We start from the raw sequence: 16011 nt of genomic DNA on the forward strand, positions 1-16011 counted from the left end.
ACTTTTTCCATGAATTGCAAAGCTTTTTCATCATTTTTTAGAAAATAAAAATCCCCAGTCGCTAGACTAGGGACTAAGAGGCATCTTCATGTGATGAGCAGGTTCACACAACTCATCAAGGTCCGCTCCTGCGTTATGACCTCCTTATGCTCAATAGCAGTCCGAAGACTACCTATCGACTCATCGCATCTACTATTCTACTAAAGAGAATGACTTTTGTCAACAGACAAAACTCTTTATACTCTTCAAAAATCTCTTCAAACTTCGTCAGCGTCGCCTTACCGTATGTATGGTTACTGACTTCGTCAGTTTCATCTACAACCTCAAAAACATGTTTTGAGCTGACTTCGTTAGTTCTATCTGCAACCCCAAAGCAGTGCTTTGAGCAACCTGCGGCTAGCTTCCCAGTTTGCACTTTGAAAAATTTGGGGCAGATTTGGGGCAGACATAACAAAAACCCTTGTAAATCAAGGGCTTTTGTGTTTATTTAATGCTAATTGCCGGGATTGAACCGGCGACCTCATCCTTACCATGGATGCGCTCTGCCAACTGAGCTAAATCAGCTTACTTAAAAAGTATACTACAGTTAGAAAATCTTGTCAAGTTTCCTTAGATATTTTCCATAAGAAAAAGCCAGGTAATAGCTACCTAGCTTGTCCTGTTCTATTTGCTTAAATCGATTCGACGACCAATTTTACCAATGATAATCGCACCAATAATCAATGAAGCAAATTCACCAATTCCTGTTGTGAACCAAGTAAGGAAAAATGGTAATTGCGCTACGATATTCAACTCGGCAGCAATTGTAAACATGGAAATTGAAAAGAGGATTGAAAAGAAAAAATGATCTTTTCTGATTAATCCATTGAAGAGGTAGTCTTTACTGTATTTTGCAAAAAGCCAAACACCTAAACTGAGGAATACCAAGGTTGATCCACCACCAACAAAGACATCTAGCAGTCCGAAGCTAAAGAAATTAGCAATCATACAACCGATGGTAACTCCGATGATGTACTTAGGATTGTAAAAAGCCATAAAGTTCATCATTTCTGAAATACGGAACTGATAAGCACCGTAGCTAATGGCATTTAGGGGTGGTGTGACAGTTAAAACGACATAGATAGCTGCAACGATTGCAATATCTGCTACATCACGAACAGTTAATTTTTTCATCTTTTCTCCTTTGGCGGGTTGTCCACGTAAAATATGCTTGGTGAAAGAAGCTAAGCACCAAGGGTTGATTCATTCAACCTTACTAGTATAGCACAATAGCCTGCTTTATGCTATACTAAAAGCATGAAAAAACGCATTCAAAGTCTATTCATGAATGAGCTCTTAGCCTATCTTTTTTTTGGAATAGCAACTACTCTTATTTCTATTCTATCCCGATTAGTCATTTATCAACTAACTCATAAAGAACTCCTTGCTACTGCCCTAGCAAATATTATCGGTATCCTCTTTGCCTTTATCACAAATGATACGATTGTATTTAAGCAGGCTAGGCAGAATTGGCCAAGACGTTTAGTGAAATTTACTCTTGCCCGCCTTTCTACTTTTCTTTTAGACTTATTTTTAACTTTTCTCTTTGTAACCCAGTTTCCTAATATTATTGGACAATTTGTAAATAATAATATAGACAAGGTTAATACTATCGAAACAGCTATTTCACAATTTTTGATAATTATTCTTAATTACATTTTTAGTAAGGTATTTATTTTTAAAAATAAAAAAATTTAAGCATATAGCTTGCAAGCATTTCTTAATTAATATATAATAAAGAGCAAAAACTTTGGAAAGGAACTATGAAAATGTTAAAAGATCTTAAAGCATTTTTGCTTCGTGGTAATGTCGTAGACCTTGCTGTCGGTGTGATCATTGCCTCTGCTTTTGGTGCAATCGTAACTTCATTCGTTAACGATATCATCACTCCACTTCTATTGAATCCAGCCTTGGAAGCTGCGAAAGTACAAAACATCGCTGAACTTGCATGGAATGGTGTTACATATGGTAAATTCTTGAGTGCTATTATCAACTTCCTTGTTGTAGGTACTGTTCTCTTCTTCGTTATTAAAGCTATGGAAAAAGCTCAAAGCCTTACTAAAAAAGAAGAAGCTGCTGAGGAAGCTCCAGCTGCTCCAACTGAATTGGAAGTACTTCAAGAAATCAAAGCGCTTCTTGAGAAAAAATAATCGTTTAAAAGGATCTAGCACAAAGCTAAATCCTTTTTCTTTACTCTTTCGGCAACTTACCTGCTTTCTCTAGCATTTTCTTGATCAAATAAGGCATCTTAACATTTTCACGACCTTTTTTCTCAATCAGTTTTTTCACAAATTCTGGCATTTGTAAATCTTGAGATTCGGCCAAAATATTTTTCGTCTCATCTGAAGGGACTAACTCATCAAATGTTTCTTCTTCTGGGAGAAATTCCTTAAATTCTTGATGTTCATTAGTTCTGACTGTATTAACCAAAGCATCAATCAAACGAGAATCCGTATTGGGCATTGGTGGTCGATGGTAGGTCACACCCAATTCTTGACACAAGTCATAACATTCCACATCATTATCAAATAAAACTTCAATATGCTCGCTAATGAAGCTGATAGGAACAAAAATATAATGGTCTGGATGTTCTGTCTGTTCTCTGAGATACTCCAGAACATCTGGTTTAATCCATGGAATACCGATATCACTCTCACTCTGCCAGGTATTGGTATATTGTTCTGAACTCAAGCCTAGTTTTTCAGCGACTAGCTTGCTATTTTCAAAAATTTGGTCGATATAGGGGTCACCAAAATCCAAGGCAAAAATGGGTACACTATGGGCTGAAAAGATGACTTTAAAGCTATCCTGCTTTACTTCTTCTTTTAAAATATTACCAATTTCATCTGCCCAATAGTTTAGCAAGTCCTCTTCTTGATACCAGTCCTTAATGACCAAAAATTGAATTTGCTTGCTTTCTAAAAATTTCTCATAACCCATGACAGAGTAAAAAGAATAATGGGGCTCCAAAATCAGGCAAATACACTGTTCAATGCCGTCTGCTTCCATCTGACCAATCACATCTGGAATAAAAGGTCTGGAAAATTTATTGGCAAAATAGACACTATACTCATTCCCCAGTCTAGCTTCTACTAAGGCAACTTCTTCACGGGTAATTCTTTGCAGAGGCGTGCCTCCAATAAGTACATAATTATCATAGAGTGTTTGAATCTCGTGGTCTTGAGGTCTCACTCCGCGACGAATATTTGTGAAAAAATCAGCTACACCTTCAAAGGTAATCTCTTCTGGCGAACCGAAAGTCATCATTAAAATTGCTTTTTTCATAACTGCTTCCTTGTGATGTTTTTATCAAGTTTATTTTATCATGAATTCACCAATAAGTAAACGCTAACATAGAAAATTTTCCCAACTTCCGTCTTTTGTTTTTCTCTTCTTTCTATGATACAATGGAAAAAATGAATTCAAAAGGAGTTTTTTATGACTTATCCAAATCTCTTGGACCGCTTTTTAACCTACGTTAAGGTCAACACGCGCTCTGATGAACACTCTACTACTACTCCAAGTACACAGAGTCAGGTTGACTTTGCGACAAATGTCCTCATTCCTGAAATGAAACGTGTTGGATTACAAAATGTTTATTATCTACCAAATGGTTTTGCTATTGGAACCTTGCCAGCCAATGATCCATCTTTAACACGTAAAATTGGCTTCATCTCCCACATGGATACTGCTGATTTTAATGCCGAAGGAGTCAATCCACAGGTAATTGAAAACTACGATGGGGGTGTGATTGAACTTGGAAATTCTGGTTTTAAACTAGATCCATCCGACTTCAAGAGTCTTGAGAAATATCCAGGACAAACGCTTATCACAACCGATGGAACAACCTTGCTAGGTGCCGATGATAAGTCAGGAATTGCTGAAATTATGACAGCCATTGAATATCTAAATGCTCATCCTGAAATCAAACACTGTGAGATTCGTGTTGGTTTTGGTCCAGATGAAGAAATCGGTGTTGGTGCTAATAAATTTGATGCAGAAGATTTTGATGTTGATTTTGCCTACACTGTTGATGGAGGACCACTAGGAGAACTTCAGTACGAAACTTTCTCAGCAGCTGGTGCTGAATTGCATTTCCAAGGTCGTAATGTCCATCCTGGTACTGCAAAAGGGCAAATGGTCAACGCCCTTCAGTTAGCAATTGATTTTCACAATCAACTTCCAGAGAATGAACGTCCTGAGTTAACGGATGGTTACCAAGGGTTCTATCATCTTATGGATGTGACAGGTAGTGTCGAGGAAGCGCGTGCAAGCTACATCATTCGTGATTTTGAAAAAGATGCCTTTGAAGCGCGTAAAGCAGCTATGCAGTCTATCGCTGATAAAATGAATCAAGAACTTGGCAGCGACCGTGTCACCCTAAACTTGACAGACCAGTACTACAATATGAAAGAAGTCATTGAAAAAGATATGACTCCAATTACCATTGCTAAGGCCGTTATGGAAGATTTAGGTATCACACCTATTATTGAACCAATTCGCGGCGGGACAGACGGCTCTAAAATTTCCTTTATGGGAATCCCAACTCCAAATATCTTTGCTGGTGGCGAAAACATGCATGGACGTTTTGAATATGTTAGCCTTCAGACTATGGAACGTGCAGTTGATACCATCATTGGTATCGTAGCTTATAAATAATTGATAAAAAACCGAGCATATCCAACTACGGAAATGCTCGGTTTTAGTATTTTATACTCGTCGAAAATCTCGTCAAACCACGTCAACATCGTCTTGCTGTACTCAAGTACAGCCTGCGGCTAGTATCCTAGTTTGCTCTTTGATTTTCATTAAGTATTAAAAGTGACATCTTTCCCTGCCCCTTTAGTTATCTCCCAATTTTCTCGTCTACTTGATTGTATTTCACTTAATACAAGGAAAACAATCTAAAACTAATTGTTACAACCTTCTTGCATCCAATTCGAATACACTATTTAAGGGCATTTTACATTAATTAGTCTTTTTTTCTTTTGACCATTCCAATCATTCCTAAGAACATGCCCATAATTCCTACAGATGCAAAAGCAGAACCATCTTCACTTCCTGTTTTAGGTAGAACTTCTTGACGATTTGCAGGTGCCTGATAAGTCTTATCTTCTAACATAGGCGGAACTACATATGACTTATCATCATTTTTATCTACGATTTGATTCATAGTTTTTTCAGAGGCAGTTACATCACTAGTAAATCCTGATTCTTGATGACTTGCAGCTTCTCCACTAGGAACTCCTTCCTCAACGTTCGAAACTCCATGAGTAACTCCTTCAGAACCAGTCATACTACCAGTAAACTCTGGTAAGTTATGAATAGCTGCTTCAGAACCCGACACACCACCAGTAAACTCTGGTAAGTTGTGAATAGCTGCTTCAGAATCAGACACACCACCAGTAAACTCTGGTAAGTTGTGAATAGCTGCTTCAGAACCCGACACACCACCAGTAAACTCTGGTAAGTTGTGAATAGCTGCTTCAGAATCAGACACACCACCAGTAAATTCTGGTACCTTATGGTCAGCTGATACGATTTTAGCTGATTCTTCTTTCTTAGTTCCAACCAACACAATTTCATCTTGCGCAACTTCAATAACTTCACGAAGTTTTATAGTACGCCTTCCATCTGGTGCTACTTCAGTCAAGATACGTTCCTTACCTGCACGACCTACCTGACTCACTCGAGTTTCACCTTTTGGAAGACTTGAATCTTCTTGTTTAACTGTCTTGAAGTTAATTACTTCTTCTACTACTTCAAGACTTGGTTGAGGTTGAACTAGTTCCTTATCTCCATCCGTTGGAACTATGGAATATTTCACTTCCTCTTTCGGAGTCGCTTGAAGCTGGTTGATAGAAGTTAGAGCTGCTTGCAAGGCTTTGTCTACTGCATCTTGTGTCTTGGCTTCTTGGATAGCTGTAAGTGCCTGTTCTGATAACTCGACGAGATGCTTCTTAGCTTCTTTATCGCTACCTAGTTCCTTGCTCTTGTTTTGGATAGCCTCTGCCAAGCTTGCCATAGCCTTGTCGTAGTTAGGCTCTTCTGGCTGGGATGGTTTCACTTCCTCTTTCGGAGTCGCCTGAAGTTGGTTAATAGAAGTTAGAGCTGCTTGCAAGGCTTTGTCTACTGCATCTTGTGTCTTGGCTTCTTGGATAGCTGTAAGTGCCTGTTCTGATAACTCAACTAGTTTCTTCTTAGCTTCTTTATCGCTACCTAGTTCCTTGCTCTTGTTTTGGATAGCCTCTGCCAAGCTTGTCATGGCCTTGTCGTAGTTAGGCTCTTCTGGCTGGGATGGTTTTGCTTCCTCTTTCGGAGTCGCTTGAAGTTGATTGATTGAAGTCAGAGCTGCTTGTAAGGCTTTATCTACTGCATCTTGTGTCTTAGCTTCTTGGATAGCTGTAAGAGCCTGTTCTGATAACTCAACTAGTTTCTTCTTAGCTTCTTTATCGCTACCTAGTTCCTTGCTCTTGTTTTGGATAGCCTCTGCCAAACTTGCCATGGCCTTATCGTAGTCAATCTTAGACTCTTCTGGCTGGGATGGTTGCTCTGGTTTTGGTTCCTCTTTCGGAGTCACATGAAGTTGGTTAATAGAAGTCAGTGCTGCTTGCAAGGCTTTATCTACTGCATCTTGTGTCTTGGCCTCTTGGATAGCTGTAAGAGCTTGTTCTGATAACTCGACGAGATGATTCTTAGCTTCTTTATCACTACCCAGTTCCTTGCTCTTGTTTTGAATGGCCTCTGCCAAGCTTGCCATAGCCTGGTCGTAGTTAGGCTCTTCTGGCTGCTCTGATGGCGAAGTATCTTCTTTTCCATAGTTTTCTTCCTTATCAAGGATAGCTTGTAAGGCTGTGGCTGTTTTCAGAATTTCTTGAGCATTGGAAGAGCTTGCTGAAAGTTGCTCAGATAATTTATCTAAGTTTGATTTGAAAGCTTCACGAGCCTCTGGAGTGTCCTTTAAGCTTGTCTGATCAAATTTATCTAACTCATCCTTCCAGTTCTTCATAGCCTGAACTAATTCTTCTTTGGTATAAAGAGCGCTTTCTGCTCCACGAGTGATGAACTTATCAACTTGAATACCAATATTTCTAGAGGTATCATTTCGTTTTGGATCCAATTGCAAGGTTACAGCATGCCAACCTTCTTCGAGTCCAGTCAAACGAACAAGAGTCTGATCACCTTGACGTGTAGTTGCTGTACCACTGAAGTATTTCTTACCATCTACAAGAGAAGCATTTCCTTGACCATCTTGATACTCAAGTTCTTTACCATCTAGAGTAACCTTATAGACACCATGACTAGGGTCAACAAAACCTTTAACTTCAATACCTGTTCCATAGAAGTAAGCTGTTACGCTAGCATTTTTCTTTTGTTCTTCAGTCAAACGACCAAATGAAGCCCAAGATTCAGTATTTTGGTATTTACCTGCCGAATTGGTTTCATGATGCCAACCTGGGCTATAATCAAGTTGACTGGCCTGATCATCATGACTTACTTGATCTTTTTGAAGCAAGTCAGCTTTCATTACTCGAACAGTTGCTTCAGCTGCAAATCCAAGCAAGGCATTGTCTGATGCACTTGTCATTTTCACTTTAAAGTCAAAAATTGAATCAGCTTGCTCGGTAAAGTCAATTGTCGGAATTGTCAAAGTCTTTTCTGTTTCACCATCTTGGAAGGTCAAATCAGCCGTTGTATCCTTATAAACCTTACCGTGAACCCCTGTTCCTGGCTCAGTCACGACATGAACTGTCGCAGCTCCTTTGCTACCACCAACACGTTTGATGGTTACAGTAACTGGTTGGCCTTTTTGAACTTCATAGGTTGTTTCTTTCAACTCAAACATACCCTTACCAGCATTATTAAGCGTATAGATACCCTCAGTTGCAATAGCTTTGCCAGTTTTGTTAACGAGTTTGATGGTATGTTCACCTGGAGCCAAGTCATCTGTCTCATAAACCATCTGGCTACGTTTACGAGCTGCATTATTGGTTTGTACATCTGCAACCTTTTGACCATCAACGTAAACCGACATTTCACCGTGGTTTGGATCCACTGTAGATACGACATAAGCCTTAGTTCCATTGAAACGGTAAGTCACGCTTGCATCTTTTTGGTTAGTCCACATAGATGTTCCGCGGATACCTTCAGACTCGTCATACCAGGTTGTATTTGCTTTGTCAGCTGTTGTATTTGAATGGTAATCCAAACCTAGAGGATAACCATCTGTTTTTTCGATACTACTTGGTGTCTTATAAACAGAGAAGTTTGTCAAAATAGGGGTTGCTTGTGAATTCGTGATAGTCACACGAATCTTTTGGGCTTCTACAGGTTGACCTTGGACAAGACGACGATAACCAACAGTCGAACCCTCTCCATATGGAACCCAGCGACCATTGAGCTCAACTTCAACCTTAAATCCTGAGATACGTTGACCTTTAGCGATATCTTCTTTGAGTTCGACTACGTCAAAGCGTCTCTTTTGACCAAGGTCGACAGTGAATTCACCTGTCTTCGCATCATTTGACAATGCCCAACTAGTATCATCCTTACCATCTGTTAGGTTACCTGCTTGGTACAAATGATTCTTACGGGTAGAGCTTGCCGTTACAGTTGCTCCCTTGGCGAAATCAGTCGCATACATTTGGTCCAAGGTTGCTCGGAATTCTTTCAAGCGAGCCACGTCTGCTTCTGCGAATTTACCTTCTTTATTTGGTGGAATATTGAGGAGAAGTGGCGTTCCACGACCAACAGACTTGAAGTAGATATCCATCAAATCTTTGATTGATTTTGGTTGTTGATTGTCATGGTAGAACCAACCTGAACGAATAGAAACGTCTGCTTCACCGACTGAGTACATATCTCCTTCTGGGTCTCCATGGTTGAGATAGTCATTCTTCACATCGTCAGTGATCTTAGCTTTCTTAACCTTATGCCAAACTGGATCTCCAGCGATACCACGTTCATTACCGATCCAACGGACGCTTGTTGGTTGAGCAGAGAAGATAGCGATATCCCCTTCAGCTTTCTTGATGTACTTGAACCACTCGTCAAAGGTGTAAGTTACTTTTTGAGCTCCGCTACCACGCGCACCATCCATCCATACTTCGATGAATTTACCATTGTTTCCGTATTTAGGATTGCCAAGGATTTCCTTGAGTTGGTTGAGATAGTATTCGTTATACTCTTTTTCAGTTGAAACATGATATTTAGGGTTATTAGCATCCCATGGTGATAGGTAAACACCCATATTCATGTCATACTTAGTCGCTGATTTAGAGATTTCTTCGAGAAGGTCACCCTTACCGTCTTTCCAAGGACTTGCCGCTACGCTATGTTTTGTATATTGAGAGGGATAGATTACAAATCCATCATGGTGTTTTACAACCATGATTGTTCGCTTGAATCCCGCATCCTTCAAAGTCTTAATCCACTGATCTGTATCAAGATTAGTTGGGTTAAAGTTTTGAGGATTTTCTCTACCGTTCCCCCATTCAGAGTTGGTGTAGGTATTCATTCCATAGTGGATGAAGGCAGCCAATTCTTCCTTGTGGTAGTCCAATTGAGCCTTGCTTGGTAGTGGTCCATAGTTTCCAATTTCTGTTTCTTCGTCTTTTGGATCCACTACTGGAGTTGCTGGAGTTGCTGGTTTTGGATCTTCTATTTTTTCGTATTCAAAAATAACTTGGTTCACTCCTTTATGTTGGATTGTTGCTTCTTGGCTTGCATTGACTGCACGGTAGCCTGTAATTTCTTTAGCTTGGAATCTATGAACAAAGGAAACTTCGTATTCTTTACCATCGTTATTGTCAACAGTTGCAGGCGCTAATTCTTGGTCTGTACCTTTCAATCGGTAACGAAGATCGAAGGAACCTTTATTGACTTTATAAACAACCTTAATGACACGAGTTCCTGCAGGAGCCTTGCTCACAACACTATAATCCTCTCCCCAAGTATCTTTCAGTTGCTTGTTGACAGCTTTACCGTCAATCGATACAATCTCATATTTTTCTTTATTCTTCTTGTAGAAGTCAGTTTTCTCAATTTCTGTTTTATAGTTATAGTCAAACTGAGTTCCAACTTCCGTCTTTTCAACAAAAGTATCGTTTTCTTTGACTGGATTATCTTTTTGGTCTAGATGTTCTACAACAACTCGTCCATAGTCAACACCTTCAAGAAGCGTCGCAATACCATTTTGATCGAAAGAGTATTTATTTTTGCCAATAACAGCTGTCTTATTTCTAATCATTTCTCCTTCTGGAGTAAAGTAGTAACGATTACCATTATCTCCTTGGTACCAGCCTTTGACTCCATATTTATCAATGATTTCTTTGACCCATGCTAGTTGTTCAGGCGATAGGACAAGTCCTCCTCCAAAGCGATCTTTTTCAGCGATATTCATATTATCAACAGTTCCATGTTGGTGAATTCCAATAACTTTACCATCACCATTAATAATTCCACCACCAGAAAGACCAGAAACAGAAGTCAGGCGATAAGTGATGCCAACTGCTCCTTTATCATCAAGCTTTTCAGTACCCTTAACAACACCATCAGCCTTATACAACTGACCAGGGATGATTGGTTCCTTCAATTCTGGAGAAGTGGAATCTGTCGGATATCCTATGGTACTAACTGGTTCACCAGCTTTATAGTTACGATGTTCTGCAAGAGGAGTAAAGGTAGCTTCCTTATTTGGACTTGCAATCGAGAGCGGTACTGGTGCTACTACTAAAGCTAGGTCATTCTTCACTCCTTCACCAAACTTTTCTTTATTCCAGAAATGAATATCCTTTTCCTTGAACAAAACGGTATTTCCTGACGCTGGCAAAGAATTGTTCTTAGCAGTATTTGAACCTACATTGTAATAAAACTTAGTAGTATCACCACCACGAATAGAGCCGGCATTGGTATCTGCATCCTTGACTAAGAAATTATGTGCTACTGTCAACATAATATTTGGAGCTACAAAGATTCCAGATCCCGAATTGAGATAACGTTGGCTACCTCCACCTGCTAAAGGTGAACTGAAAATTGTATAAACCATAGCAGCTGAGGTAGCTGGCTGGCCTTCATAATTGATACGTTTAAGGTCTTGGCCACCATTGATAATGGCTCTATTTTCTTTTTCGCCTTCAGTTGGAGCTACTTCCGTAGGTTTCAATATACTCTTAGTCTCTACTTGTGGACTTTCTCTTTCTGAAACAATAGCTGCAGTATCTACTTGTTTCACTGGGGTATCAGGATAAGCACGATCAGAGATTTCTTCAGGGAGTACATCACCAGCCACTTCAGTAGTTTTGGCTTCCTTAGCCACTTTCTCGACGTCAGGTTCTGTTTTTTCAGTTACTTCTTCTTTTATCGCTTCTACTTTTTCATGATCTACATCTGCTGTATCTTTTGCTTGACCGTCCACTTCAAGTTTCGGTTCTGTCACAAGTTCACTAGCCGCAACATTCCCAGATGCAAAAAAAGCAAGACCGACTGCTACAGAAGCAACACCAACAGTCAGTTTACGAATACTAAAGATTCGACCTTTTTCTAAAAAATATTGTTTCATCAAATACTCCTAATCTTCTAGAGCAGTCAGCTACTGCCCGAGCCCAGTTTTAACTGGTAACAGTCTTATGTTTATTTACTTTTCAAAAACTCCTTCCCATAAGCACTTTATTTAGACAATTACAAGCACTGAGAAATCGCTTACATTTCTTTGGATAAAATAATGCTTCTAATAGCTATTTTTCATCATACTAAGTATACTATATTAGAATAAAAAAACAAAGTTTTTTATGGTTTTTACTGCTTTTCACTTTATATTTTGTGATAGTCTATGGCTAAGGACAGACGAGTATAAAGTTCCATTAATATAAAAAGAGATAGGATTTATGATATGTACCTAAAAAATTAGACAGAAAAAATCTAACTTTTAAAAGTCGGTACCTAATTTTATTTCCATTACCTCTTTTTATTTTTAAAAATTTAAGTTCTCAACTTCTCTATTATTCTCTATTATTCTCTCTTTTTCCCTATCATCAACAAGCCTAGAAACATCCCTACAAATCCTACAATTGCAATACTGGACTTATCCTCACTTCCTGTTTTAGGCAGGAGATGCTGCTGTGCCGCAGGTGCTTGATAAGTATGTTCTTGCGCCATAGCCTGCACTGCAGTAGACGGGTCAGCCTTATATTCTGTCACCTTATGCACTGCTGCTTCGGCCTCGTTGACACCATCCGCAAGAGTTGGTAGATCCGAACTAGCAGACTGTACTTCATGAGCGCCTCCTTCATAAGATGGAAGTTCTGATTTAACAGCTTCTACCGCATTAGCGCCTCCTTCATAGGATGGAACTTCTGATGTTGCGGCTTCTACCGCATTAGCGCCTCCTTCATAGGATGGAAGTTCTGATTTTGCGGCTTCTACCGCGTTAGTGCCTCCTTCATAGGATGGAACTTCTGATTTTGCGGCTTCTACCGCATTCACACCGCCTTCGAATTCTGGGACTTCATGAATAGTTCCCGGTGGATTTTCTTCGACCTCTATTTCTGGAACTTCATGAATAGCGGCTACTTCGCCGTTTACACCACCTGAGAAGTCTGGCACATCATGAACGGCTGCTTCCTCACCGTTGATGCCACCTTCAAAGACTGGATTCTCATGAACTGTACCTTCACCATTGACTGCACCTGTGAATTCTGGAACTTCATGGATTGCTGCTTTTGCACCATTTTTTCCACCAGGAACTCCTGCCCCTTCAAGACTTACAGACAAATTATGCATGCTCTCAATTGCACCATCAATGATTTCTGTAATTTCCTGACCAATATCTTCCTTACTAGCTGCAAATAGCAATGTTTTTGAATCGTACTGAGTCAAGAAGGTCGCAAAATTTCCATTTGCCAGTTTTAGAACTGGTGGCTGATTCACCAATACTTCAGAATCAAATTCTAAAGCGATGACATTTTTGCTCATCTCTACAGCATTTTTCACAGTTGCTTTCGTTGGAGCAATCCCATCCTTACTTAGGAAATCCCAGTTGAATTTCTTATAGGACAAGGTATATTCATTTTGGTTGTTATCTGCATGCTCATAAAGCAAACCAAATTCACCATTTCCAAGATCTTGTAAGGAGTTATAAGCAAATTTACCACTTTGAATTGGATTATGCTTGAGCCAAGTTAAATCTCCATTCGCTTCCACACGTGCTACGTGCACCAAACCATTGTATCGTCCAGGTCCACCTGCATTACTGAGGACGATATACTCCTTGCCATTTTGTACAGTGTGTATAGCTGACATTTGAACATAGACATCTTTGACATCCGCATAGCGCTTCACATCTTTTTCCCAAGTTGCTCCACCATCTTTACTTGTAGCAACTTGAAGATCACCTGTCAATCCGCGCATGAAGAGTTTGAGATCTCCATTATTCAACTGAACAACGGTTGACTCCGTATTTTGAGCACCTGAATTATTCATAGTTGAAGAGTGAATTGTTTGGTTACCTACCGGACGGTTATCATTGACAGCTTCCCCTGCATGCCAAGTTTCACCATGATCATCTGAGTAAATGACGCGCGAAGACTGAGAACCACCTAGGTAGGATACATTATTTGTCGTGTAGGCAGGGATAACAAGACGTCCTTTATGAGGTCCTGAGTGTAAGGCAATACCTGTACCAGGTCCTGTTCCTAAGAAATGCATCCAATCCTTACGAATACCGTATGTAATATCTTTTGGTGCAGACCAAGTTTTTCCATCGTCATCACTATAAGACATCCAGAGATAGTTGGTGTTTGAAACTCTAAAGATATTCTTGTCGCTATAATCGAAGTAGACATTACCAATCAGTTCTTCACCTTTATACAAATCACCCTTATCACTATAGGCTGGTTTCTTAGGATCAACTACAACACGGTATTCTGTCTTTCTATTTTCGGGGTCAAAAACCTCACCATTTTCACGAATTGTATAATGTCCTGCTTCACCTTTTTTATACAGAACTTGGTAAACCTTATCCCCAATTTGCTCATAGGCTTGCGGTGCTTTTCCTGGTAAATCTCTAACCGCTTCACCTTCTACAAACATATCAAAAATAGAGAAGATTCGCTTAGTTTTCGGATCTTGGACTAGGGCCATGTCGATATTAACTGGTGATCCCGCATGAGCTCTTCTAGCATTCTCATTATCACGAGGATTTGAGATGACGATTCTATCTCCCCATGTTTTGCCCTTATCATCACTACGACGAACAACCATACCGATATCGCCCCAGTCAGAGTGATGCAAGCGTCTCTCATCTGCACCAGCAATCAAGGTTCCCTTATCCGTTTTCAGCAGGGCTGGAATACGGTAGCTTGCAATACCATCTTTATTTGGCTTGCGGTTCTCACCACCTTCAAAAACATCCAGTTTATCCGTAACTTCTGCTCCTTCAGGAAGTTTCTTCTCCAACTCTCCTCTTTCAAAGAGCTGACTACGTTTTTTAACTTCTTCTGGTGAAAGGGTCCGATCATAAACCGTTAGATTACGGACTTTAAGATTAGCGCCCCAGAAGTTTTTGCCTGTACGTTTTGTTGTACCGATTTGCACATGGTTGACATCTGGCATATCTTGGATGAAACGACCAGATTGAGGACTTGTACGAGACAAGACACCATTTACGTAGAGGCGCACCTTACCATTTGGTTGGTCTGCATTGGGTCTCTCAACTGTAAAGGTTACAGAATTCCACTGACCTGGTTTAATCTTCAAAGGAGCATTTTTATAATCACCATAAAATTGGTTCCCATTGGCATCCCGACCTTCAATGATAGCTGTGTTATCAAGAATGGCCATGGTGAAGTATTCATTTACTTTGGTATCACTAGAAACTGAAAAGAGGTTGTAAAAACGTGGAGCAGATGCATCTGGCTTAAACTCCATATGAATAGTCGCATTTTGAAGTTTTTTAAGCTTGCCGAGCTCCCCCTTCATATCAACTCTTTGCCCGTTTGAAGGATTTGTTTCAACATCTTCCTTCTCTATGACAGTATTGGCATTTTCCAACTCTCTGGCATAAAAATCACGCGGAATGTTTCCAACTTCTTCTTTGTCTTCACTCTCTGTAGCTGGATTTTCGTTTGATGCTTCTGTTTCTGCTGGTTTTTCAGACCCTGGGTTTGCTTGCAACTCTTCACGGCTCACTTCAGTTCCCTTATCCGTTGCTGTTGACAATTTGTCTGCGAGTTCCTTATCTAGATTCGTCAGATTTCCTGTCTCTACTTCCTTAGGCAATTCTGGCAAAGATTGCCCTGCTGTTTCACCACTCGTTGATGCTGCCTCTTGAGCCAAAGCAGGTGTAGCACCAAAAACAACCGCTCCAATCACTACTGAAGCTGCCCCTACTGCAAATTTTCGAATTCCGTATCGTTGTTTTCTATCAAAATGTCTCTGATTCATATTTTACCTCTCATTTTCTAATTCGGTAAAGCGCTTTCTTTTTGACTTAAAATTTTTAGCCACTAGGACTAGACAATTCCAAAAGAAACTAAACTATTTAATGGAAATTTCCATTATTTTTAATTTAAACAATCTTGCATAGCGTACAGTTCAACTTTGCAATACGTCATGAAAGACATTTTACTCCTTTCATATTTTATCTTAACCTTATTATATAATAAATATTTTCAGTTTTAGACTTTACAATAGACAATAGATTCTACTTTCAAAAATAGTTAAAAATTCTAAATTATTTGAAACTAGTTTCAATCATAATCCAATCAAAACAGAGTCTGAATGACAACATCCAATACGAGTATAAGATCTAATAAACATTTTTCATAATAAAACGCATAATATCAAGTTGAACTGCACCCCAAAAGTTAGACAGAAAAAATCTAACTTTTGGGGTGTTTTTATTATGAAATTAACTTATGATGATAAAGTTCAGATCTATGAACTTAGAAAACAAGGATATAGCTTAGAGAAGCT

Annotated in this window: 7 protein-coding genes, 1 tRNA gene, 1 pseudogene and 1 riboswitch; of the genes and pseudogenes, 4 read left to right on the forward strand and 5 right to left on the reverse strand. The window is 39.5% G+C overall.

From position 1 onward, the window contains the following. Window positions 1-491: 491 nt before the first annotated feature. Both FJR73_RS00990 and FJR73_RS00995 read right to left on the reverse strand, forming a co-directional pair. A tRNA-Thr gene (locus FJR73_RS00990) sits at window positions 492-564 on the reverse strand. 99 nt (window positions 565-663) lie between these two features. After that, a complete protein-coding gene (locus FJR73_RS00995; RefSeq protein ID WP_140832793.1) occupies window positions 664-1173 on the reverse strand; it encodes a QueT transporter family protein in 510 nt (169 codons plus the stop codon). Further along, window positions 1171-1268, reverse strand: a riboswitch (PreQ1 riboswitch). (Overlaps the previous gene by 3 nt.) 28 nt (window positions 1269-1296) lie before the next feature. Between FJR73_RS00995 and FJR73_RS01000 the strand changes: the two genes are divergently transcribed. After that, window positions 1297-1737 (forward strand): GtrA family protein, encoded by a 441-nt coding sequence (locus FJR73_RS01000; RefSeq protein WP_140832795.1) that lies wholly within the window; start codon window positions 1297-1299, stop codon window positions 1735-1737. 71 nt (window positions 1738-1808) lie between these two features. Beyond that, on the forward strand, window positions 1809-2189 hold the full coding sequence (gene mscL, locus FJR73_RS01005; protein WP_140832809.1) for a large conductance mechanosensitive channel protein MscL: 381 nt from the start codon (window positions 1809-1811) through the stop codon (window positions 2187-2189). Window positions 2190-2229: 40 nt separating this feature from the next. On the opposite strand, the gene hemH is transcribed toward mscL, so the two are convergent. Continuing rightward, on the reverse strand, window positions 2230-3324 hold the full coding sequence (gene hemH / locus FJR73_RS01010; RefSeq protein WP_140832797.1) for a ferrochelatase: 1095 nt from the start codon (window positions 3322-3324) through the stop codon (window positions 2230-2232). Between the two features lie 153 nt (window positions 3325-3477). Here hemH and pepT point away from each other — a divergent pair, with 153 nt between their 5' ends. Next, window positions 3478-4698, forward strand: coding sequence for a peptidase T (gene pepT, locus FJR73_RS01015; protein WP_140832799.1), 1221 nt, complete (start codon window positions 3478-3480; stop codon window positions 4696-4698). A gap of 313 nt (window positions 4699-5011) precedes the next feature. On the opposite strand, the gene FJR73_RS01020 is transcribed toward pepT, so the two are convergent. Then, on the reverse strand, window positions 5012-11599 hold the full coding sequence (locus FJR73_RS01020; protein ID WP_140832801.1) for an SIALI-17 repeat-containing surface protein: 6588 nt from the start codon (window positions 11597-11599) through the stop codon (window positions 5012-5014). A 449-nt stretch (window positions 11600-12048) separates the two neighbouring features. Further along, window positions 12049-15480, reverse strand: a complete 3432-nt coding sequence (locus FJR73_RS01025; RefSeq protein ID WP_140832803.1) for an SIALI-17 repeat-containing surface protein — start codon at window positions 15478-15480, stop codon at window positions 12049-12051. A 460-nt stretch (window positions 15481-15940) separates the two neighbouring features. Between FJR73_RS01025 and FJR73_RS01030 the strand changes: the two are divergent. Next, a pseudogene (locus tag FJR73_RS01030) lies at window positions 15941-16011 on the forward strand (transposase); the annotation flags it as partial.

The organism is Streptococcus sp. D2, assembly GCF_006385825.1.
Lineage (GTDB): Bacteria > Bacillota > Bacilli > Lactobacillales > Streptococcaceae > Streptococcus > Streptococcus shenyangsis.

Bases quoted from the DNA above. Each gene is read 5' to 3' on its own strand.
- FJR73_RS01000 (WP_140832795.1), top strand. From the start codon at position 1,297: ATGAAAAAACGCATTCAAAGTCTATTCATGAATGAGCTCTTAGCCTAT.
- mscL (WP_140832809.1), top strand. From the start codon at position 1,809: ATGTTAAAAGATCTTAAAGCATTTTTGCTTCGTGGTAATGTCGTAGAC.
- FJR73_RS00995 (WP_140832793.1), bottom strand. From the start codon at position 1,173: ATGAAAAAATTAACTGTTCGTGATGTAGCAGATATTGCAATCGTTGCA.
- hemH (WP_140832797.1), bottom strand. From the start codon at position 3,324: ATGAAAAAAGCAATTTTAATGATGACTTTCGGTTCGCCAGAAGAGATT.
- FJR73_RS01025 (WP_140832803.1), bottom strand. From the start codon at position 15,480: ATGAATCAGAGACATTTTGATAGAAAACAACGATACGGAATTCGAAAA.
- pepT (WP_140832799.1), top strand. From the start codon at position 3,478: ATGACTTATCCAAATCTCTTGGACCGCTTTTTAACCTACGTTAAGGTC.
- FJR73_RS01020 (WP_140832801.1), bottom strand. From the start codon at position 11,599: ATGAAACAATATTTTTTAGAAAAAGGTCGAATCTTTAGTATTCGTAAA.